This window comes from Streptococcus oralis (assembly GCF_026782235.1).
In the GTDB taxonomy this organism is placed as follows: domain Bacteria; phylum Bacillota; class Bacilli; order Lactobacillales; family Streptococcaceae; genus Streptococcus; species Streptococcus oralis_CC.
The window spans coordinates 241,221-262,089 of record NZ_JAKUWE010000003.1 but is presented as its reverse complement, the minus strand read 5'-3'; the positions used below and the strand labels follow the sequence as shown (position 1 = coordinate 262,089).

Below are 20,869 nucleotides of genomic sequence, written 5' to 3'. Positions count from 1 at the left end.
TATCTAGGCACGAACTGTGACACTTGTCCCGTCTTCCTTATAGAGATTGATAAGACCTTCTTTGAGAGCTCGAACCATATCCCCAGCTTGCACAGGTTGAGGAACCTTAATGGTCAAGAGTTCCATTGGATTTGGAGCACGGTCGATTTTATTGCCTTTAGAATCGTGAAGATTTTCGATATAGGTTTCAAAATGACGGAAACCTGGTCCATAAAACTCAACTTGATCGCCTTCATTGATAACATTCCGTTGACGAATGGTTGCTGTCTGGGTTGCATCATCATAAGAAACCACCTCAGCGACAAACTTGTATTCAGGGATTTTACGACGTGCACCAAACAACTGTTCATTTTCTGTAGGTGTGCTATAGTAGAAACCTGTTGCCAATTCACGTTGGGCAACCTTCCACATCTCATCTACCAGGTCTTGTTTAATAGCTTCAAATTTTTCTGGGCTTTCAAGGTAAGCATCCACAGCCGCCTTGTAACAGTTGGTTACAGTTGAAACATAGTGGATTGACTTCATACGACCTTCAATTTTTAGACTATCTACACCATTTTCAATCATATCTGGAATATGGTCAATCATGGACATGTCAACGGCTGACATTGAAAATTCTTCAGGAATTTCACCTTTAAGACTCTTGCGTTCTTGACCAAAAGGCATGTCGTAAAGGTCGTATTTCCAACGGCAAGACTGCGAACAACCACCACGGTTGGCATCACGCATACTCATGTGGTTTGAAAGCGTACAGCGACCTGAGTAGGAAATACACATGGCTCCATGTACAAAGGCTTCAATCTCTACGTCTGTGCGTTTGCGAATCTCTGCCAATTCTTCCATTGAGACCTCACGCGCCAAAACGACACGAGTCAAGCCCAGTTCTTTCCAAAATTCAAGCGTTTCATAGTTCGTCGCACTGGCTTGGGTAGAGAGGTGGATTTCAAGACCTGGTGCTTCTGTTGCTGCAATCATAATCAAGGCCGGATCTGACACGATAACTGCCGCAATCCCAATGTCACGCAACTTACGGAACCACTCGCCAGCCCCAGCTTCGTTTCCTTCGTGCATAACCATGTTGGCAGCTACATAGACCTTGGCACCATACTTGGCAGCGAACTGCACGCCTTCTTCCATCTGTTCAAAGGTGAAGTTTCCTGCACGGCTACGAAGACCATAAGCTTGTCCACCTATAAAAACAGCATCAGCTCCATACCGAACAGCCACTTTTAGCTTCTCTAAAGTCCCTGCAGGCGATAAAACCTCAGGACGTTTTAATGTTTTTGTCATGTTTTCTCCTATTTGCAATATAAAAGTTTGACGTTTTTCCTTCTCATTTTATAGTAAATAATAGATAAAATCAAGCCTAGACAGATTGTTTTGACAATTCTAATCTTTTAAGAAAACAAAAAACTAGCCTTTCTAAACTAGTTATTTTCAAGATAAAATTCAAAGCGTTCACCCACATATTGACTCTTTACATATTCAAAAGCTGTCCCATCTTCAAGATAAGAAACCTGAGTCAAGGCTAAAATCGCATGCCCCTTTTCGACTTCCAGATAGTCAGCAATCTTTTCCTTAGCCAATCTCGCATAAATGGTCTGTTGGGATTTGCCAATCCGGTAGCCATACTGCTGCAAGGTTTGAAAAAAGTGACTGGTGATTTCTTCTTTTTTGAAATCCTTAATAAATTTCTCAGGAATGGATGCGACTTCATAGACTAGTGGAACTTGGTCAGCATAACGCACCCGTTCCATGCGGATAATATTCTCTGTTGGAGTAATCCCTAGCTTAGCGACCTCTTGCTCATTTGGAATGGTTCTTCTGTAAGAAATGAGTTGGCTGGAAGGTACTTTCCCCTGAGATTTGACAATCTCCGTAAAACTGGTTGTTCCTCGCATTTTTTCTTGGACACGAGTGCTAGAGACAAAGGTTCCACTTCCTACACGACGCTCCAAAACTCCTTCCTCGACCAAGAGAGAGATAGCTTGGCGTAATGTCATCCGGCTAACTTGAAACTGTTCAGCTAAATCTCGCTCACTTGGAAGCCTCTCTCCGATTTTCCAATGATGCTCATCTATATCCTTCTTGATCTGATCGTGGATTTTCATATAAGCTGGTAACATGATTCTCTCTTCTTTTCTTTATTTTCTCCATTGTACCGTATTTGCTAAGAAAAAGTCAAACTTTGCCTTGTTTAGTTGGTAATTCGCCCCTATTTGTGATAGAATATTGAAAAAGATATTTCTTTTGAGAAAGGAAAAAGATGAGCAACATTTCAACTGATTTGCAAGATGTCGAAAAAATCATCGTGCTGGACTATGGTAGCCAATACAACCAGCTGATTTCACGCCGTATTCGTGAAATTGGTGTTTTTTCAGAGCTAAAAAGTCACAAAATCTCAGCTGCAGAGGTTCGTTCGATTAACCCTGTAGGGATCATCCTCTCTGGTGGACCAAACTCTGTATACGAAGACGGTTCATTTGATATTGACCCAGAAATTTTTGAACTTGGCATTCCAATTTTAGGAATCTGCTATGGTATGCAACTTTTAACTCATAAACTTGGAGGAAAAGTTGTCCCTGCTAGTGATGCTGGTAACCGTGAGTATGGTCAATCACCACTTACCCATACCACTTCTGCCCTCTTTGAAGGAACTCCTGAAGAACAGATTGTTTTGATGAGCCATGGCGATGCTGTTACAGAGATTCCAGCTGATTTCGTTCGTACTGGTACTTCTGCTGACTGTCCTTATGCAGCCATTGAAAACCCAGAAAAGCACATCTATGGTATCCAATTCCACCCAGAAGTTCGCCATTCTGTATACGGAAATGATATCCTTCGCAACTTTGCCCTTAACATCTGTAAAGCTAAGGGTGACTGGTCAATGGACAACTTCATCGATATGCAGATCAAGAAAATCCGTGAAACTGTAGGCGACAAGCGTGTTCTTCTCGGTCTATCAGGTGGTGTTGACTCTTCTGTTGTTGGAGTTCTTCTTCAAAAAGCAATCGGTGATCAATTGATCTGTATCTTTGTAGACCACGGTCTTCTCCGTAAAGGAGAAGCTGACCAAGTTATGGACATGCTTGGTGGTAAGTTTGGTTTGAACATTGTCAAAGCTGACGCTTCTAAACGTTTCCTTGACAAACTTGCAGGTGTTTCTGACCCTGAACAAAAACGTAAAATTATTGGTAACGAGTTTGTTTATGTATTTGATGACGAAGCAAGCAAGCTAAAAGATGTAAAATTCCTTGCTCAAGGAACGCTTTACACTGACGTAATTGAGTCTGGTACAGATACTGCTCAAACCATCAAATCACACCACAATGTTGGTGGTCTTCCAGACGACATGCAGTTTGAATTGATTGAACCACTCAATACTCTCTATAAAGACGAAGTCCGTGCCCTTGGTACAGAACTTGGTATGCCGGACCACATCGTATGGCGCCAACCATTCCCAGGGCCAGGACTTGCTATCCGTGTCATGGGTGAAATCACTGAAGAAAAACTAGAAACTGTTCGTGAGTCTGATGCTATCCTTCGTGAAGAAATCGCTAAAGCTGGTCTTGACCGCGATATCTGGCAATACTTCACTGTCAACACAGGCGTTCGTTCAGTCGGTGTTATGGGTGATGATCGTACTTATGACTACACGATTGCCATTCGTGCTATCACTTCTATCGATGGTATGACAGCTGACTTTGCCAAAATTTCTTGGGATGTCCTTCAAAAGATTTCTGTACGTATCGTAAATGAAGTGGATCACGTTAACCGTATCGTCTACGATATTACAAGTAAACCACCTGCAACCGTTGAGTGGGAATAGAGTTAATGAGCTAAAAAAAGCCTAGAAATCAATATTTCTAAGGCTTTTTATTTTGCTTTAACAACAATTTAACAACAAAAACTATTTTTCAATGTCTAAACCCAATATCTTTTTAACATTTTTGGTACTTTCTATATACATACCTTTCTTAGACTCACTAACAATTCTGTCATAATCACTATCATTTTCATCTAATTCATAAACACGATATAAATCATTTTTAAATTCAAACTCACTAATCAAATCTTGTTTTCTCATTATGATACCCCCCTAATATAAATTATACATAAAAAACTACTTACATCAACTAATTTGATAAATTGCAAATGTGATATAATAAGAAAAAACAGAAGAGGGAATAAAATGCTTAAAGAATTCGGTATGACTACTTTGGAAATTTCAAAATCTGATTCAAATAAAGAACAGAATATCCCAGTTCTAAAAATGTATGATGATAAAGAATTAATTGGGACTTTTAATATTCTTACAAATGAAGTTATGGAAAATATAGATTTAGCAGATTATGATATTCGTTTTGCACAGAAACAAATTGAATTAAATCGAGATAATTATCTTGAAACATGGAAAGAGATAAAAAATACGGTAAACACGAATAGTTTACCGTAGGAATCTAAAGTTTAATCGGACAGACTTCGCTAGTCAGACAAAACTTTAGATTGAATTTTTTTAGTATGCTGATTGCCATTAAATTTACTTTTTCTGATATTATTATCACTCACTACTACTTTCCCAGTCATCCTAGTAGCTACTTCTTTCATAGCATTTGGTCTTAAATGAGAGTACGTTCCAAGTGTTGTCTTAATATCAGCATGTCCTAGACGATTTTGCATTTCTAAATCATTCATTCCTAGAGAGAGCATAAAACTAGCATGAGAGTGCCTTAAATCATGAATTCTTATTGATTTTATTTTTGCGAAATCACTATGAGATTTTAGAACACGTTTAAGAGTTGATTTTACCAATGGACTATCAGCTATGGAAAATACAAATTTACATTCCCCTATTTGAGATTGTGCTTTCTTCCAATATTTCAAATGTTCTAATGTATCATCATCGAGATACAAAAGCCTTACACCTGAAATAGATTTTGTATCAGTAAGATACCACTCTTTTTGATTTTTATAATACATTGAACAATCTATTAAAACTGTACCTTTTTCAAAATCAATTTTAGACCATTCAATAGCTTGTAATTCACTTGTCCTAACTCCAGTCATAAAGAAAAACCAAAATGTAGTAAAATACAATAATTCATAGATATTAGATTTATCAAATGTACTAATAAATAGCTGAAATTCTTCCACTGTCCAAAAATCAACTTTAGGGCGGTCTTTCTTTACGTTTCCCACCGTTTTAGCAACATTACTTGATAACATACCTAGTTTAACTGCTAAATCAAAGACTTGTTGTAAGATTTGATGAACAGAACGAATATAATTATTAGACAACCCCTCTATAAACATTGAATTTTGCCATTGCTTAACATGAGGTGCTTGAATATCCGATAACTTCATATTCTCAAAATATGACAGTCTTTTAAATTTTGATTGTGTCATATCAAAAGTACGTTTTCTTACTTGGCTTTTATAGTCTGGTATAAAATAATCATCAAGAAACTTTTTAAAAGTCATTGTACTATTAACGGTTATAGAACCTTTACCAAAATCAGCAAGCATACGTAAACGCCACTCTTGAGCTTCCTTTTGCGTTTTAAAGCCATTCTTAAACTTTTGTATCCTTTTTCCAGTTTGAACATCAAAACCTAGAGAAACAGTCGCTCTATACGTGCCATTTCCCATAGGATAGATACTAGATATTTTAGGCATTCTCTTTTACTTCCAAATCTACTAGACTAGCTTCATCTATTTTCACACCCAAGATTTCTTCTACCGTTTCAAGTGGTACACGTCCTAAACCTTTACTTTCGTACCATTTTAGTCCTTGACTAGCTAATTTTGCTTTAGCCTGTTTTACTAACATCATAGCTTGCCAACTTGAAAATCCTAATTTCATTAAATCTTTTTTTTCGTAACAAGCCATCTTTCAGAAGTGGTAAAACATACCATGTAAGATTGATATTTCAATCTACATGGCTTTACCTTAATCTTATCCGTAAATACTAATATTTTCATTTTTTATTATCCAAAAAGAAAATATTATCGGCTTTATAGTACAGTGCCTTGCCATTAAAACTAAGTTAGATATTTTCAAATCCGACAAGTATTTCATCTTCTGTCATGACATCATCATTAGTACAAAGGGGGTCTAGTTGCATTACTTTAATCTGAGTAGATTTTTTCTTAAAACGTCCATCTTTAATTGTGACATTATAACTATAACCGATAATTTCATCAGTATTAAATTTTCTCGGCTTGCCATTACTATCTAAAATAACATTGCCATTATCGTCCTTACGTTCTTCTTGTGCAAAGTTTGGAATAACTTCATCAACTTCAAAACGTGTACCAATATCAGTCATATCAAAATCTTTTTCTGTTAGCATTCTCGCCATTATTTTTTTCTCCTTTTTGTATTATCTTTGATTTTAGGGATTAAATGCTCTTTTTTAAAAAGAGTTGCCCTTTTTATCAATTCATTTGCTAATTCACTTGGATATTCAAGTTCCATTAGTTTGTTATAGTTCTCTTTCTCATACTCAAATAATAAGTCATTTTCATAGAGAAATTTATATGCTTTTAGAATGGACCCAGAACCTTTAAAGGTAAACCATTCTAGTTTTTGTTCAAGTTCTGTTTTTTCTTTTGAAATAACAATAGAAACAGGTTTTGACCGTCCCAGAAATTTCTCCCAGGACCTAAGTGGCTTTGAAAAGTGACTGTCGCTATAAAACTTAACTTTTTCCTTCAAATATCCTTTGGTAAAGTTTAACAAGTCTATTTCTGACTTTAACCATTCTTTAACAAAGAAATGAGCTTTTTCTTTCCTAAGTTCGAGTTCTGTTCGTATCCACGGAGGAACATCACCTTTATACAAGCCTTTTTTTGAAATCTGTTCTTTTTGCTTGTCATATATTCTTAAACGCTCATCATCACTTGGTTTCCTTAAATATAAGGTTTGACCAATCATTTCATCTCCGTATGTATTGTAAAAGTTACTTTTTCCATACAAAAATCGTTTCTTCTGACAAATCTTTAAAAGTTGATTAGGAGTAAAATAAGGAATTTTATTAAAATCATCAATAGCAACATCAATTCTTCTCACTGAAAAGCCTTTAAAATTGAAGTAAAGATTATCTAAAAAATTTCTCTCAGACAGTCCCTTTGGAGTTAATACCGTATCTCTATAAAACTCTAAAGCCTGTCCAGACATGACAAGCATGTAAGACGGCTCTTTCGAGCCATAATATATACGGATATTTCCATAAATCAATTGACTGTCATAATCATAATATTTAAGACTACCTTTATCATCAATAAATAAATCAGAATCAAGAAATAAAATATCTTCAATAATTTCTTTAGGTGTTGAGAACTCTCCCACTTCAAATTGAATTTGAATCCAGTCAAAAACAGAACGCAAATGCTTAATTTTTACCATATTTTAAATTATCAAGTTTTTGCCTGTTTTTTGCCACTCAAAAATCGCCAAAACCCTTGGTATACCTGACTTTCTTTCGGTGGTGCACTATCTCGCAGAGGGTGGTGTTACTACACACCCTCTAGAACATTTTCTATCCGTCATTTCTCAGAATGGAATCAGCGAATAGGTTTGAATCTATGAGTATATACTTTCTCAAAAAACTCTTGCCCCTAAGGTTTTTGTATATTGAGGTAGCTTGTTGCATTGCCTTGTCCGTACAACTTAGCCAACTAGTATCCGCTGATACTCACAACCGCTCAGGGCAATGCCCTTTTTGCGATTGTTATCAGCTACTAATTAGCTAATTTGTAAACCGACAAGAGCAAGGCGTCCAGCTCCCATCATATACAAAAACCTTAGGGCGATATAATGAGTTTTAGTCCCAAAACTACTAATTTGAAAAATTATATCCTACATTTAGAACATCAAACTAATTCACTTTTATACCCAAAACTGGTAACTCAACTAATAGAAAATCCTTTTCTATTTTTTTAATTTTGAAAAGAACCCTTTTGCCTGTTTTTCTTCTAAGGCTTCAAGTCGTTCTTCTAGTTTTTGTAGCCTTCTAATATCGTTTTTAAGAGAAATAATCTGAAAGTTTGTACTTTTATTACTTTCTTTCTGTTTCTCTTTGAACTTTTTTAAATCAGCTACATCTTGCTTAAGTGCTCTTTCTTCGGCACTCTTCAGGTCGCCCCATATATCCGTTACAGCTTTAGTCATGTTTTTTGTCTCATCAATTCGCTTAGAAAGTTTGATAAACTTTTGAAACTCTTCCTCAGTAAATTGATAATGGTCTTTTACATGCTTACGAGTAACATGTATCTTGACCTTCTTAAACTCATAACCTGATAAGCGTTCAATACTTATCCGCCATTTTTTAACAGCACTATAGGACTTGCCAGTGGCTTCTATGATGTCTTCGTATTCGTAATAATTCTTATTCGGCATCTCCTTTCCTCTTTTCCGTATATATGTTATAATTAAGATGTTTTTATTAAATATGTCTTTGAGGTTTTTCTTCAAAGACTTTTTAATACAATCATAGACAGTTACCCCCAATTCTTGCCAAACATAGTATAGTTTGGTATAATTTTTTTAGTGATTTGTTATCACATCTTAATTGTATAATTTAAAATAAACAATGTCAATAAAAAGTGACTTAAAATCACACAAAGGAGGAAAAATGATTTCTTTTGCTGACCGATTGAAATTTTTACGAAAAGAACAAAAACTAACTCAACAAAACCTAGCTGATATATTAAATATCAAGAGAGCTACTATTGCAAAATGGGAAAGTAAAAACGCAATACCGGACACTGAAACTTTAGATAAAATTTCTATCTATTTTGATACTAGTATTGATTATCTGATAGGGAAATCAAATGTAAGGCAAATAGATAAATCAGTGTCTTCAAATTGGATACATAGTATAAAAACAACCCTAACTAAGATATTAGATATACCCAAAGATTCACAACTTCAAAAAAGAATAGAAGAAGAACTCAATTTTAAGTGGAATAAGTATATAAAAAAATATCCAGATTTACCAATTTATTCAAAAATTGATTGGATACCCTATCAAGAGTTAGAACTTAAAAATTATAATGAGATAATTGAAAATAAAGATAAACGGGACATCTTAAAAAAATCAATCTTATGTGCTTATTTAGGTAATGAAAATATATTTGATATACACTACTACTTAATAAAAAAATGGAGACTAAACGAACTAGAAATAAAACATTTAAATAATATTTTTCTTGAAGTAGAAGAATACCATTATCTCCGTTAACAACACTTTAACAACAAAAGACTCAAATAATATCAAATCGTACTCATTGATTGTATTATCAATCACTATTAAATCAACTATCCTAAATAGTCAATATCTAACTTTTAGTGAGTGGGAATAAACCAATCAAACACAAAAGAACTCTGAATCGGATTCAGAGTTCTTTTTATATGTAGGGAAAGCATTCCTGCTTTCCTTTTTTTATTTGCGTTTCTTCTTCGCTTTTTTCATTTTGTTGGCCATACGTTTCATAGACTGTTTCATGGCGAATTCGCCAATTTTACCTTTAAGTCCGCCACCAAACATCTGGGTCATATCTGGCATGCCTGCTCCTCCAAGAGCTGACATATCGGGCATTCCACCTTGTCCCATCATGCCTTCAAGGGCTGACATATCCATCCCTCCCATATTTGGCATATTTTTAGGAAGGTTATTGGGATTGATTCCCATCTGCTTCATCATCTTGTTCATATCCCCAGACATGACACCTTGCATAAGCTGTTTAGCCTGGTTAAAGTCTTTGATGAATTTATTGACTTCGACAAAGGTATTTCCAGAACCTGCAGCGATACGACGGCGACGACTTGGATTTAACAAATCAGGGTTTTCACGCTCCTCAGGTGTCATCGAAGATACGATGGCACGTTTGCGCGCAATCTGACGCTCATCCACCTTCATATTTTGAAGGGCAGGGTTGTTAGCCATACCTGGAATCATCTTGAGCAAGTCTTCCATTGGTCCCATGTTTTGCACCTGATCCAATTGATCAATGAAATCATTGAAATCAAAGGTATTTTCACGCATCTTTTCAGCCATTTCAAGGGCTTTCTGCTCATCGTATTCCTGAGAAGCTTTCTCAATCAAGGTCAGCATATCCCCCATGCCAAGGATACGGCTTGACATACGGTCTGGGTGGAAGGTTTCGATATCTGTAATCTTTTCACCCGTACCAGTGAACTTGATAGGTTTACCAGTGATGTGGCGAACAGACAAAGCCGCACCACCACGAGTATCCCCATCAATCTTGGTAAGGATAACACCAGTCACTTCTAACTGAGCATTAAACTCACGGGCAACATTAGCCGCTTCCTGACCAATCATGGCGTCCACTACGAGTAGAATTTCGTTTGGTTGGGCCAATGCTTTTACGTCACGAAGCTCATTCATTAGGAGCTCATCAATCTGTAAACGACCTGCCGTATCGATCAAGACATAGTCGTTATGATTGGCTTGTGCTTGCTCCAAACCTTGTCGAACAATCTCAACAGCTGGTACTTCTGTTCCAAGAGCGAAAACAGGAACATCAATCTGCTGTCCAAGTGTTTTCAGCTGATCGATGGCTGCTGGACGATAAATATCTGCCGCAATCATCAAAGGACGAGCATTTTCTTCCTTCTTGAGTTTATTAGCCAGCTTACCAGCAAATGTCGTTTTACCAGCCCCTTGCAAACCGACCATCATAATAATCGTAGGAATCTTAGGTGACTTGATAATTTCAGCCGTATCAGATCCTAAAATGGCTGTCAATTCCTCATCAACTATTTTGATAATCTGTTGTGCTGGATTAAGGGTATCAATGACCTCGTGCCCTACTGCACGCTCACGAACCTTCTTGATAAAATCCTTTACAACAGGCAAAGCAACGTCGGCTTCAAGCAAAGCCAAACGAATCTCTTTGGTTGCTTCTTGGACATCAGCCTCAGAAATTTTTCCCTTTTTACGTAGATTTTTAAAGACGTTCTGCAAACGTTCTGTTAAACTTTCAAATGCCATTTTTCTTCCTCTTATTCTCTATTATCAATGCTTGTTAAAACTTCTATCTGCTCCTGCAGAAAGTCATCCTTGGGATAATGCTCCAAGATCTGGTCAAAAATCTGACTGCGGACAATGTAGTCCGAATACATGTGCAATTTCATCTCATAATCTTCTAGAATCTTTTCCGTCCGCTTGATATTATCATAAACAGCTTGACGACTGACACCGAACTCTTCAGCAATCTCAGCAAGACTGTAGTCATCAGCATAGTAGAGTTCAATATAGTTCATCTGCTTGTCTGTCAAAAGCGCAGCATAAAATTCAAAAAGCGCATTCATGCGATTGGTTTTTTCGATTTCCATAACCTTTATTATACCAAAAAAACGATTATACTGCTAGAGTAGGAGCACTTTAAATAGATCAAGAACAAAAAAAGAACCTTGCAAGGCAAGATTCTTTTAGTGTCTGACTTAAATAATTGTTCTTCTGGGAACTTAATCGAATTAAGCTTCGATTTCTGTAACCATACCTGAACCAACAGTACGTCCACCCTCACGGATAGAGAATGTAGTACCTTGTTCTACGGCGATTGGGTGGATCAACTCAACGTCGATAGTCACGTTATCACCAGGCATTACCATTTCAGTACCTGCTGGAAGTTCGATTGAACCTGTAACGTCAGTAGTACGGAAGTAGAATTGTGGGCGGTAGTTGTTGAAGAATGGAGTGTGACGTCCACCTTCTTCTTTAGTAAGGATGTAAACTTCACCTTTGAATTTAGTGTGTGGGTTGATTGAACCTGGTTTAGCGATAACTTGCCCACGTTCGATTTCGTCACGTTGAATACCACGAAGAAGGACACCTACGTTATCTCCGGCAAGACCTTCATCAAGTTGTTTACGGAACATTTCAACACCAGTAACAACTGCTTTTTGAGTTTCGTCTTTGATACCAACGATTTCGATTTCGTCGTTGACACGAACAGTACCACGGTCGATACGTCCTGAAGCAACAGTACCACGTCCAGTGATTGAGAATACGTCTTCGACTGGGAGAAGCAATGGTTTATCTGTATCACGTTCTGGTTCTGGGATGTACTCATCAACAGTATCCATCAATTCCATGATGATGTCTTCATATTTAGTATCACCTTCAAGTGCTTTAAGAGCTGAACCTTGGATAACTGGAAGATCGTCGCCTGGGAAGTCGTATTCTGACAAGAGGTCACGGATTTCCATTTCAACCAATTCAAGCAATTCTTCGTCGTCTACCAAGTCAATTTTGTTCATGAAGACGATAAGGTGTTTAACACCAACTTGACGTGAAAGAAGGATGTGTTCACGAGTTTGTGGCATTGGTCCGTCAGTTGAAGCTACTACAAGGATAGCTCCGTCCATTTGAGCGGCACCAGTGATCATGTTTTTAACGTAGTCCGCGTGTCCTGGAGCGTCGATGTGAGCATAGTGACGTTTTGCAGTTTCATACTCAACGTGCGCAGTGTTGATAGTGATACCGCGTTCGCGTTCTTCTGGAGCAGCATCGATAGACGCATAGTCTTTAGGTTGGTTAACTGCTGAAGGCAAGCGACGTGCCAAAACAGTTGTGATAGCTGCAGTCAAAGTAGTTTTACCGTGGTCAACGTGTCCGATAGTACCAATGTTAACGTGTGGTTTACTACGATCGTATTTTTCTTTTGCCATTTGAGTAAAAGCCTCCAATAAAATATATTTTATAGATAGACAGTAGGCAATACAGTCTAACTTTCCTTACTATTTTATCAAATTTCTGCTAAATTGCAAGTGTTTTACACATATTTTATGAATTAATCTGAATCTTACAAAGTGCTGTTCTTCTGCTTCTTTATACAATTCAAGCTTATTTCCTTCTAGCGGTATTATGCTCACAAAAAAATCAGGTTCCCCTGATTCTAAATGGATTCTGATTTTTCCAGTTCTTTAGCTTCCTTATGATTTTCATATAATTTCGCCAAGAACTTAGTGATTTCTTTGAGAATAGAGTAGGTTGGCACTGCTACAATCATCCCTATGACGCCGTAGATATTACTTGACAGTAAGAGGAGCACCAAAATCGTAATTGGATGCACTTTCATAACCCCTCCAACGATACGTGGATAGAGAACATTTCCATCAATCTGTTGAATAATAAGCATATAAGCAACCGCAATCAACATACGATGAGGATCCGTGAACACATTCGCAATCACCATCGGAATCAAGCCAATACTTGGACCAACATAAGGAATCAAATTTGCGATTCCAGAGAAAATAGCAAAAACAAGAGCGTACTTTAATCCGATAACGCTATAACCAATATAGGCTAAACATCCGATAATAACGGCATCAATTGCAATTCCACTGATGTAGCGCGCTATAGTTGCATTGAGATTGGTTAAGAGGCTAGAGAGATTTAATTTGTCATGTTTTAAGACAGTTCGTTCCAACATTGGTAGCAACTTATGACCATCCAACAAGAAATAAATCAAGAATACAGGGGTCATAATGAGAATCAGAACTGTACTAAACAAGGCTGAAAGAACACTTCCTAAACTATTGCTGACGCTATTCAGGATATTCTGGAGGATATCCACATAGGAGAGATTTAACTGTTGAATTGTTTGTTGAATATCGATATTCTGGAAAATAGGGTTCATCGACAAATCAATAACCAAGTCTTGCAATCTACTATAGATGTTTTGACTAGAAATAATCAAGCTAGTCAACTGATTAATCAGAATCGGCAAGAGATAGACGACCCCTACAACGATGGCACCAATTAAAGCACAGAGAGTGACCAAGACACCAATTAGACGATTAATCTTACATCTCTTTTCCAAAAAGGTAACGATTGGATTGGTAATGTAGTAAAAAAATCCACCAAGCAAAAATGGAATCATGATGGTATTCACAACCGTCACGAAAGGAGTAATAATCGCTCCCATCTCTCTCCAAAGATAGAAAATCAGTGTTAATAATAAAATTTCAGCTGTCCAAAAAAATAATTTGTTTCTACGGAACATAGGCATCCTCCTCTATTTATTTTATCATATTTCTTCAAAAGATAAGATGGCTTTAGTATAAAATCGAGAATATTTTTTTTCTTTATGATAAAATAAAGCTAATATGAAAAAAATAATTCTATCTTTTATAATACTTTTTGTTTTTGGAACAGTTTCTACTGTTTCTGCTCAGGAGTTTGATGTTGCTGCTAAACATGCCATTGCTGTCGAGGCTACAACTGGAAAAATCCTCTACGAAAAAGATGCAAATCAGCCTGTAGAAATTGCTTCTATTACCAAACTTGTTACAGTTTATTTGGTCTATGAAGCTCTGGAACAAGGAACTATCAGCCTATCTACACCTGTTGATATTTCGGACTATCCTTACAAACTTACAACTAATTCTGAGGCGAGTAACGTCCCTATGGAAGCTCGAAATTATACTGTTGAACAACTATTAGAGGCTACAATGGTATCCAGTGCAAACAGCGCTGCGATTGCGCTAGCAGAAAAGATTGCTGGTTCTGAAAAAGACTTTGTAGACAAAATGAGGGCTAAACTTCTTGAATGGGGAATCCAAGATGCAACAATTGTAAACACAACTGGTTTAAATAATGAGACCCTTGGCGATAATATCTATCCAGGTTCTAAAAAAGATGATGAAAACAAGTTGAGTGCCTACGACGTTGCAATCGTCGCTCGTAACCTCATACGAGATTATCCTCAAGTTTTGGAAATCACCAAAAAGCCAACTTCTACCTTTGCAGGACTTGAAATCCACTCAACCAACTATATGTTGGAAGGAATGCCAGCCTATCGTGGTGGTGTCGACGGTTTGAAAACAGGTACTACCGACAAAGCCGGTGCTTCTTTCGTTGGAACAACTGTTGAGAAAGGGATGCGTATCATTACGGTTGTTTTAAATGCAGACCAGCAAGATAGCAACCCTTATGCACGTTTTACTGCAACTTCTTCACTTTTAGATTATGTTTCTGCGAACTTTGCTTTAAAAACTGTCGTTCAGAAAGGCGAAACCTATAAAGATAGCAAAGTGACAGTCCTTGATGGGAAAGAAGATAAGGTAGCTGCAATTGCTAAGTCAGATATTGCAATCGTCCAACGAGTTGGAAGTGAAACAACATCAGCTCTTCAATTCACATCAAAATCAGAAATAGCTCCACTGGAAGAAGGCAAGGTTGTCGGTACTCTAACCTATGACGATCAGGATTTGGTCGGTCAAGGCTACCTCACTTTAGAAAAACCATCTTTTGAAATGGTCGCTGAAAAGAAAGTAGAAAAAGCCTTCTTTTTAAAGGTTTGGTGGAATCGTTTTATCCGCTTTATCAATGAGAAGCTATAAAAAATCGCGATTTTCTTCGCGACTTTTTCTTTATTTCATTTCTTTAAAAGCCGCTTCTGCATCTGCATTGCTAATCGCACCGAACTGAATTTTTCCAATTTTACCTTGACTGTCAATCAAGTATTCCGTTGGAATACTACGAATTTGGTAGGCTTGGAAGGTAGTTGCTTGCGTATCATATAAAACTGGAATATCCTTGTAACCTTGTTCTTGGTACCATTTTGGAAAGTCTTGAACTGTTTTTTCACCTTGTAGACCTGGTGCAATGACACTCAAGATTTCAAAGTCTCGATCCTGTTTGGCAGCTAATTCCATCAACTCAGGCATGCTTTTTTTACATGGTCCACACCAAGAAGCCCAGAATTTCAAATAGACTTTTTTCCCTTTGTAGTCCGATAGCTTCACTTCCTTGCCATCCATAGACTGCAAGGTGAAGTCTGGCGCATCCTTACCGACTGCGATTTGTTGTACAGCGGGTTGTTTTGGACTGCTTGTCTGTTTGGTTTCTTTTTCACCACAGGCAATCAACAAGAATAGAGACATGAGGCTCAATCCTGTAAAAATAATTTTTTTCATCTTTTTCTCCTTTTATCCAAGAATTCCTGACAAGGCATTTAACTGCCCTAGCATTAATAATAATCCCATCAAAACAATCAAAGCTCCCCCGATTTTCTTTAGTAGAATCATATGGGGTTTTAATTTACTAAAATAGGGCATAATCCAGCCCGAAGCCAAGGCCAAAACAATGAAAGGAAGGGCCATTCCCAATGTATATACTAATGTTAACACAGCTCCTTGCCAAGCACCATTGCCTCCTGAAGCTGCAAGTGCCAAGACCGAACTTAAAACCGGTCCGATGCAAGGGGTCCAACCAAAACTAAAGGTTATCCCAAGCAAGAAGGCTGACAGATAGTGATTCGACTGTGATTTTTTGAAGGTGACTGTCTTTTGAACTTCCAGTTTATTGAAATGCAAAATTTCCATCTGGTGAAGCCCTAAAAGAATAATGACTATTCCCATAGCATAACGAAACCAGTCTGCATAGAGCATGTGCCCTAGGAATCCAGCTCCAAATCCTAAAATAAAGAAAATGAGGGAGATTCCTGCAATAAAGCACAAGGTTCGAATTAAACCAGACCATGCAACGTCTCTTCCAAAAAAGCGAAAGCTTTTCGAATTCCCCTGATCATCCAGTAAAATACCAGCATAGACAGGTAGCAAAGGAAAGATACAGGGTGAAAAGAAGGACAGGATACCTGCTAAAAAAACGGATACTAGAAATATAATCGACTCCAACGAATTACCTACTTTCTCAAAATTCTAATCCTATTTTACTACAAAAGAATAAATTTGTAAGAAGTCTGCTACGCTTATTTATTTTGATAAAATTTGACACAAAAAAAGGAGCTAAGCTCCCTTTTTTTTAATACGTTCCTTCTTCGCCTTGGCTAGTCAAGATAACTGGACCGTCTTTGGTAATCACGAACTGGTGTTCATATTGGCAAGACAGGCCGCCATCTATAGTCTTATGAGCCCAGCCAGTCTTCATATCTGTATCAATTTCCCAGTCACCAGTATTAATCATGGGTTCAATGGTTAGTACCATTCCTTCACGGAGACGGAGTCCACGCCCTGCAATACCGTAGTTAGGAACCATTGGCTCTTCGTGCATAGTTGGACCAACACCATGACCAACCAAATCACGAACGACACCGTAACCGCGACTTTCAGCGTATTCTTGAATGGCTGCACCAATATCACCGATACGATTGCCGACAACTGCTTGCTCAATCCCTTTATACATAGCTTCCTTGGTCACATCCATCAGGTTTTTCACTTCTTCAGACGGTGTACCAACCGCATAAGCCCAACATGAGTCAGCTAAACCACCAGTATAACTTTGGGTGTATTTTTTCATTTGCTCAACATTGTTGAAGTTGAGTTTAGATACATTGAGGTCGGATTTGGCAATCGGACCACCTAAAACCATATCAACTTTGAGCAAGTCTCCATCTTTCAAGATGTAATGACGTGGAAAAGCATGAGCAACTTCGTCGTTGAGAGAGCAACAAGTGGCATAGGGGTAATCCATGACTGCGCCATCCACGCCAATCTGTAGAGGAAGGAAATTTTCCTCTTTACAACGTCGACGAACGTACTCTTCGACTTCCCACATATCTACGCCTGGCTTAATCAAATCACGTAAGCCGATATGGATACTTGCTAGGAAATCACCAGCCTTGTCCATGGCTTCGATTTCACGTGCTGATTTTAAAGTTATCATTTTTTCTCCTAGATTCTAATTAATTTTAACTGTAACATTTGCTTTTGAAACAATCTGATGACCATGATAAATATCATAATCAATAATAGCTGAGCGTCTCGTGTGGTGAATAATCCGAGCCTGAATCCGCAAAATATCATCTATCTGTACAGCCTGCAAGAAATAAATCAACATCTGTTCAATGATGAGATTACGTCCGCTATTCACAACGAGGTCTTGGGTCATATGGTTGAGGATTTCAGCCAAGACTCCATTAGCAAGGACACCATTTTTCTCCAACATGAAGGGCTCAACAGTTATGACGACTTCATCATGATGATAAGACAGTTTTTGCCCGATTTGCTCTGAGAAAGTCGGCAAAGCAGAAACTTGGGAACGGCTCATCTTTTCCATGACATCTCGTCGTGTTACGACACCGAGTAGGGTTTGGTTGCTTCTAACTACCGGAACCATCTCAAAGTCTTCTGCAATCATTCGTTGACTGACATTGGCAATATTCGTCGCTAACCCTGTTACGAAGATACTGCGCGTCATCACCTTGTCAATCGTCGTGCTGGGAGACTTGTCTCCTGCGTCACGCATAGTAACAACCCCAACAACCACTTGGTGTTGGTTAACGACTGGAAAACGGCTACTTCTGTTCTTACGAACCAAGTCTAGATAATCTTTGACTGTATCGGTTTCTCTCAAAAAACCATACTCATGACTGGGGCGATAGAGCTTTTCAACTGTCAGAATATCGGTTTTGATTTGAACGTTTGAGAGGGCTTTGTTAATCATGGTCGCTACTGTAAAAGTGTCATCTTTACTTCTTAGAACTGGAATCCCTTTTTTATTGGCCAACTCAAGAACATCGTCCTGAACATAGAAACCACCTGTCACGAGGACCGCATTTTCATTTTCCAAGGCTAGAAGTTGAATACGAGTACGGTCACCTACGATCACAAGACCACCATCATGGAGATAGGATCGGATATTCTGCTCTGTCATGGCCCCAATGGAAAATTTGCTAAACTCTCTCTCCAGCCCTTCCTGACCGGCTAAAACCTCAGAGGAGGTGACTTCAGCGATTTCAGCATAGGTTAGCCGTTCAATAGCCACTTTCTTTGGCTTAACTCGTATGGTTCCACTACGTGGCCGAGTTTCAACGATGCCACGATTTTCAGCTTCTTTGATAGCTCGGTAGGCGGTTCCATCACTAACACCCAGGTGATTAGAGATACTGCGAACACTAACTCTTTTCCCAATTGGCAACTCTTCCAGATAGGACAAAATTTCCTGGTGTTTACTCATTGAATTCTCCTTTTATATATCGAAATTCAAGATAGTCCCTCATTTTTCGTGTATAGCGGTCGCTCCCCTTAAACTGTCGGAAGAGACTAAAGCCTGATTTTAAGGCTACTTTTTGACTAGCTTGATTCTCCAGATGAGTGATGATGGATAATTGTTTTAAACCAAATTCTTCAAAGGAAAGCTGACAAAGCTTGGTAACTACTTCTGTCATATAACCTTGTGACCAAGAATCCTTTTTTAAAAAATAACCAATTTCTGCTTCTTTTTTGATTTCATCAATCTTTTCAAATTTAATGGAGCCAATCATTTTCTGATTTCCTTGGAGACAAATAGCCCAAACACCTAGAGGAGTCTTCATAAAATAGTTGGCAAGCGCGTATTGACTTTCTTCTAAACTTGATTGACTGGGAAAAATAAACTGCAAATTTTCAGGATTGGAAGCAATCTCGTAAAATGCTTGACTGTCACTAAAAAAGAAAGGACGCAAATACAAGCGCTCCGTTTCAAAAAAAGAAAACATTGCTAATTTGGTCCAAATATTCATAATCACCTCAACGGTTTAGTCTTCAACGAGTGTAATATCCGCTCCAAGACTACGCAATTTCTCAATAATATCTGAGTAGCCTCGCAGGATAAACTCAATATTTGTAATTTCAGTTTTACCTTCAGCCATCAAACCAGCAATAACAAGTGCTGCACCAGCTCGCAAGTCTGTGGCTTTTACGCTTGCCCCGTGTAATCTACGACCACCGTTGTAAATAATGTGATCGTTTGTAGTCGTAATATCCGCATCCATTTTTGCTAACTCAAAGACATGATTAACACGTTTCTCATAAATCGTATCAATGATGGTTCCACGACCTTGGGCAGTTAGTAAAAGTGGCGTGATGGGCTGTTGCAAATCGGTTGCGAACCCTGGATAGGGAGCTGTTTTGATATTGATAGCCTTCAAATCGGACTGTTCTTCAACGAAGATGCTGTCTTCTGAGACCGTCATACGAACGCCCATTTCCTCTAGTTTGGCGATAAAGCCTTCTAAGTGTTCATAGAGAACGTTGATAATACGAATTCCTTTTCCTACCGCTGCAGCAAGTGAAATATAGGTTCCAGCTTCGATACGGTCTGGAATGACTTGGTGACGAGTCCCATGAAGTTTCTCGACACCATCAATAATGATAATATCAGTCCCAGCACCACGAATATGGGCTCCCATGTTGTTCAAAAGGGTAGCAACATCGATAATTTCGGGTTCACGAGCCGCATTTTCAATGACAGTGCGTCCCTTAGCTTTAACCGCAGCAATCATGGTGTTAATCGTTGCTCCAACGCTGACGGTATCCATGTAAATACTTGCGCCATGAAGTCCCTTACCTTGAGCAGATAAATTCATATTATCTCCCTCATAGCTGACCTTAGCACCCATGGCTTCAAAGGCTTTTAAGTGAAGGTCAATCGGACGAGGCCCCAAATCACATCCACCAGGAAGTCCAACTGTAGCTTCACCAAAGCGACCTAAAAGACTTCCGTAGAAATAATAAGAAGCACGCAAGCTATTAATCTTGCCATAAGGCATCGGAATGTTTTGAACACCTCTTGGATCAATCTCCAAAACATCCTCATAACGCTTAACAGTCGCCCCCATAATCTCCATAATTTCGACAAGACTAGCAACGTCTGAAATATCTGGAACACAATCTAAAGTGACAATATCATCTGATAAGATAATAGCTGGAATAAGCGCTACAACACTATTTTTAGCACCACTAATGGTGATCTCACCTTGCAATGGACGTCCACCATTGATGACAATTTTTCTCATGTTTTACTCTTTCAAAATTTACTAAAAAGGTCTTTTCATTCTATTATACCATAATTTTCAGTTTTTTCCCATTCCTATTTACTAAATACCATCTCAT

The 20,869-nt window shown here is 38.1% G+C and carries 22 protein-coding genes; 4 read left to right on the top strand and 18 right to left on the bottom strand.

Going from position 1 to position 20,869, the window contains the following annotated elements:
* Positions 1-3 precede the first annotated feature (3 nt).
* On the bottom strand, positions 4-1,290 hold the full coding sequence (locus tag MK396_RS04875) for a peptidase U32 family protein (RefSeq protein WP_000169124.1): 1,287 nt from the start codon (positions 1,288-1,290) through the stop codon (positions 4-6).
* A gap of 137 nt (positions 1,291-1,427) precedes the next feature.
* Positions 1,428-2,126, bottom strand: coding sequence for a GntR family transcriptional regulator (locus MK396_RS04870; RefSeq protein WP_000936179.1), 699 nt, complete (start codon positions 2,124-2,126; stop codon positions 1,428-1,430).
* A gap of 140 nt (positions 2,127-2,266) precedes the next feature.
* Between MK396_RS04870 and guaA the strand changes: the two genes are divergently transcribed.
* Positions 2,267-3,829: a glutamine-hydrolyzing GMP synthase gene (gene guaA / locus MK396_RS04865; RefSeq protein WP_268723843.1), complete on the top strand. Its 1,563-nt coding sequence runs from the start codon at positions 2,267-2,269 to the stop codon at positions 3,827-3,829.
* An 81-nt stretch (positions 3,830-3,910) separates the two neighbouring features.
* Here the strand turns inward: guaA and MK396_RS04860 are convergent, their stop codons facing one another.
* A complete protein-coding gene (locus tag MK396_RS04860) occupies positions 3,911-4,087 on the bottom strand; it encodes a hypothetical protein (RefSeq protein WP_268723842.1) in 177 nt (58 codons plus the stop codon).
* A gap of 105 nt (positions 4,088-4,192) precedes the next feature.
* Between MK396_RS04860 and MK396_RS04855 the strand changes: the two genes are divergently transcribed.
* On the top strand, positions 4,193-4,456 hold the full coding sequence (locus MK396_RS04855; RefSeq protein WP_268723841.1) for a hypothetical protein: 264 nt from the start codon (positions 4,193-4,195) through the stop codon (positions 4,454-4,456).
* Between the two features lie 29 nt (positions 4,457-4,485).
* Here the strand turns inward: MK396_RS04855 and MK396_RS04850 are convergent, their stop codons facing one another.
* The 5 genes from MK396_RS04850 to MK396_RS04830 form a co-directional block, all read right to left on the bottom strand.
* Entirely contained in the window at positions 4,486-5,676 is a 1,191-nt protein-coding gene (locus MK396_RS04850) for a tyrosine-type recombinase/integrase (RefSeq protein ID WP_268723840.1), read from the bottom strand.
* Complete coding sequence (locus MK396_RS04845) at positions 5,669-5,890, bottom strand: DUF3173 family protein (RefSeq protein ID WP_268723839.1); 222 nt, start codon at positions 5,888-5,890, stop codon at positions 5,669-5,671. Before MK396_RS04845 ends, MK396_RS04850 begins: the two co-directional genes overlap by 8 nt.
* 157 nt (positions 5,891-6,047) lie before the next feature.
* Positions 6,048-6,362 carry a hypothetical protein gene (locus tag MK396_RS04840; RefSeq protein ID WP_268723838.1) on the bottom strand — a complete coding sequence of 105 codons (315 nt, stop codon included), beginning with the start codon at positions 6,360-6,362 and terminating at the stop codon, positions 6,048-6,050.
* Entirely contained in the window at positions 6,362-7,408 is a 1,047-nt protein-coding gene (locus MK396_RS04835) for a replication initiation factor domain-containing protein (RefSeq protein ID WP_268723837.1), read from the bottom strand. Before MK396_RS04835 ends, MK396_RS04840 begins: the two co-directional genes overlap by 1 nt.
* Before the next feature lie 525 nt (positions 7,409-7,933).
* Positions 7,934-8,401, bottom strand: coding sequence for a hypothetical protein (locus tag MK396_RS04830; RefSeq protein WP_268723836.1), 468 nt, complete (start codon positions 8,399-8,401; stop codon positions 7,934-7,936).
* A 235-nt stretch (positions 8,402-8,636) separates the two neighbouring features.
* On the opposite strand from MK396_RS04830, the gene MK396_RS04825 reads away from it, so the two are divergent.
* On the top strand, positions 8,637-9,245 hold the full coding sequence (locus MK396_RS04825) for a helix-turn-helix domain-containing protein (protein ID WP_268723835.1): 609 nt from the start codon (positions 8,637-8,639) through the stop codon (positions 9,243-9,245).
* Between the two features lie 201 nt (positions 9,246-9,446).
* On the opposite strand, the gene ffh is transcribed toward MK396_RS04825, so the two are convergent.
* The 4 genes from ffh to MK396_RS04805 all read right to left on the bottom strand — a co-directional run bounded on the left by ffh (position 9,447) and on the right by MK396_RS04805 (position 14,037).
* Positions 9,447-11,018 carry a signal recognition particle protein gene (ffh, locus tag MK396_RS04820; protein WP_268723834.1) on the bottom strand — a complete coding sequence of 524 codons (1,572 nt, stop codon included), beginning with the start codon at positions 11,016-11,018 and terminating at the stop codon, positions 9,447-9,449.
* A gap of 11 nt (positions 11,019-11,029) precedes the next feature.
* Positions 11,030-11,362, bottom strand: a complete 333-nt coding sequence (locus MK396_RS04815) for a putative DNA-binding protein (protein WP_268723833.1) — start codon at positions 11,360-11,362, stop codon at positions 11,030-11,032.
* 141 nt (positions 11,363-11,503) lie between these two features.
* On the bottom strand, positions 11,504-12,700 hold the full coding sequence (gene tuf, locus MK396_RS04810) for an elongation factor Tu (RefSeq protein ID WP_009730078.1): 1,197 nt from the start codon (positions 12,698-12,700) through the stop codon (positions 11,504-11,506).
* Positions 12,701-12,927: 227 nt separating this feature from the next.
* A complete protein-coding gene (locus MK396_RS04805; RefSeq protein ID WP_254736032.1) occupies positions 12,928-14,037 on the bottom strand; it encodes an AI-2E family transporter in 1,110 nt (369 codons plus the stop codon).
* A gap of 103 nt (positions 14,038-14,140) precedes the next feature.
* On the opposite strand from MK396_RS04805, the gene pbp3 reads away from it, so the two are divergent.
* Positions 14,141-15,376: a D-alanyl-D-alanine carboxypeptidase PBP3 gene (gene pbp3 / locus MK396_RS04800; protein WP_254736031.1), complete on the top strand. Its 1,236-nt coding sequence runs from the start codon at positions 14,141-14,143 to the stop codon at positions 15,374-15,376.
* Positions 15,377-15,406: 30 nt separating this feature from the next.
* Here the strand turns inward: pbp3 and sdbB are convergent, their stop codons facing one another.
* The 6 genes from sdbB to MK396_RS04770 all read right to left on the bottom strand — a co-directional run bounded on the left by sdbB (position 15,407) and on the right by MK396_RS04770 (position 20,772).
* Complete coding sequence (gene sdbB, locus MK396_RS04795; RefSeq protein WP_254736030.1) at positions 15,407-15,952, bottom strand: thiol-disulfide oxidoreductase-associated lipoprotein SdbB; 546 nt, start codon at positions 15,950-15,952, stop codon at positions 15,407-15,409.
* Between the two features lie 12 nt (positions 15,953-15,964).
* Positions 15,965-16,672: a thiol-disulfide oxidoreductase-associated membrane protein CcdA2 gene (ccdA2, locus tag MK396_RS04790; RefSeq protein ID WP_268723832.1), complete on the bottom strand. Its 708-nt coding sequence runs from the start codon at positions 16,670-16,672 to the stop codon at positions 15,965-15,967.
* 127 nt (positions 16,673-16,799) lie between these two features.
* A complete protein-coding gene (locus MK396_RS04785; RefSeq protein ID WP_000631558.1) occupies positions 16,800-17,660 on the bottom strand; it encodes a methionyl aminopeptidase in 861 nt (286 codons plus the stop codon).
* Positions 17,661-17,675: 15 nt separating this feature from the next.
* Positions 17,676-18,953, bottom strand: coding sequence for a CBS-HotDog domain-containing transcription factor SpxR (gene spxR / locus MK396_RS04780; protein ID WP_254736028.1), 1,278 nt, complete (start codon positions 18,951-18,953; stop codon positions 17,676-17,678).
* Complete coding sequence (locus tag MK396_RS04775) at positions 18,946-19,497, bottom strand: GNAT family N-acetyltransferase (protein ID WP_268723831.1); 552 nt, start codon at positions 19,495-19,497, stop codon at positions 18,946-18,948. Before MK396_RS04775 ends, spxR begins: the two co-directional genes overlap by 8 nt.
* A 15-nt stretch (positions 19,498-19,512) precedes the next feature.
* Positions 19,513-20,772, bottom strand: a complete 1,260-nt coding sequence (locus MK396_RS04770; RefSeq protein ID WP_268723830.1) for a UDP-N-acetylglucosamine 1-carboxyvinyltransferase — start codon at positions 20,770-20,772, stop codon at positions 19,513-19,515.
* Positions 20,773-20,869: the final 97 nt, after the last annotated feature.

Excerpts from the sequence above, each read along its gene's own strand:
- MK396_RS04875 (WP_000169124.1), bottom strand. The coding sequence starts at position 1,290 with ATGACAAAAACATTAAAACGTCCTGAGGTTTTATCGCCTGCAGGGACT.
- MK396_RS04870 (WP_000936179.1), bottom strand. The coding sequence starts at position 2,126 with ATGTTACCAGCTTATATGAAAATCCACGATCAGATCAAGAAGGATATA.
- guaA (WP_268723843.1), top strand. The coding sequence starts at position 2,267 with ATGAGCAACATTTCAACTGATTTGCAAGATGTCGAAAAAATCATCGTG.
- MK396_RS04860 (WP_268723842.1), bottom strand. The coding sequence starts at position 4,087 with ATGAGAAAACAAGATTTGATTAGTGAGTTTGAATTTAAAAATGATTTA.
- MK396_RS04855 (WP_268723841.1), top strand. The coding sequence starts at position 4,193 with ATGCTTAAAGAATTCGGTATGACTACTTTGGAAATTTCAAAATCTGAT.
- MK396_RS04850 (WP_268723840.1), bottom strand. The coding sequence starts at position 5,676 with ATGCCTAAAATATCTAGTATCTATCCTATGGGAAATGGCACGTATAGA.
- MK396_RS04845 (WP_268723839.1), bottom strand. The coding sequence starts at position 5,890 with ATGGCTTGTTACGAAAAAAAAGATTTAATGAAATTAGGATTTTCAAGT.
- MK396_RS04840 (WP_268723838.1), bottom strand. The coding sequence starts at position 6,362 with ATGGCGAGAATGCTAACAGAAAAAGATTTTGATATGACTGATATTGGT.
- MK396_RS04835 (WP_268723837.1), bottom strand. The coding sequence starts at position 7,408 with ATGGTAAAAATTAAGCATTTGCGTTCTGTTTTTGACTGGATTCAAATT.
- MK396_RS04830 (WP_268723836.1), bottom strand. The coding sequence starts at position 8,401 with ATGCCGAATAAGAATTATTACGAATACGAAGACATCATAGAAGCCACT.
- MK396_RS04825 (WP_268723835.1), top strand. The coding sequence starts at position 8,637 with ATGATTTCTTTTGCTGACCGATTGAAATTTTTACGAAAAGAACAAAAA.
- ffh (WP_268723834.1), bottom strand. The coding sequence starts at position 11,018 with ATGGCATTTGAAAGTTTAACAGAACGTTTGCAGAACGTCTTTAAAAAT.
- MK396_RS04815 (WP_268723833.1), bottom strand. The coding sequence starts at position 11,362 with ATGGAAATCGAAAAAACCAATCGCATGAATGCGCTTTTTGAATTTTAT.
- tuf (WP_009730078.1), bottom strand. The coding sequence starts at position 12,700 with ATGGCAAAAGAAAAATACGATCGTAGTAAACCACACGTTAACATTGGT.
- MK396_RS04805 (WP_254736032.1), bottom strand. The coding sequence starts at position 14,037 with ATGTTCCGTAGAAACAAATTATTTTTTTGGACAGCTGAAATTTTATTA.
- pbp3 (WP_254736031.1), top strand. The coding sequence starts at position 14,141 with ATGAAAAAAATAATTCTATCTTTTATAATACTTTTTGTTTTTGGAACA.
- sdbB (WP_254736030.1), bottom strand. The coding sequence starts at position 15,952 with ATGAAAAAAATTATTTTTACAGGATTGAGCCTCATGTCTCTATTCTTG.
- MK396_RS04785 (WP_000631558.1), bottom strand. The coding sequence starts at position 17,660 with ATGATAACTTTAAAATCAGCACGTGAAATCGAAGCCATGGACAAGGCT.
- spxR (WP_254736028.1), bottom strand. The coding sequence starts at position 18,953 with ATGAGTAAACACCAGGAAATTTTGTCCTATCTGGAAGAGTTGCCAATT.
- MK396_RS04775 (WP_268723831.1), bottom strand. The coding sequence starts at position 19,497 with ATGAATATTTGGACCAAATTAGCAATGTTTTCTTTTTTTGAAACGGAG.
- MK396_RS04770 (WP_268723830.1), bottom strand. The coding sequence starts at position 20,772 with ATGAGAAAAATTGTCATCAATGGTGGACGTCCATTGCAAGGTGAGATC.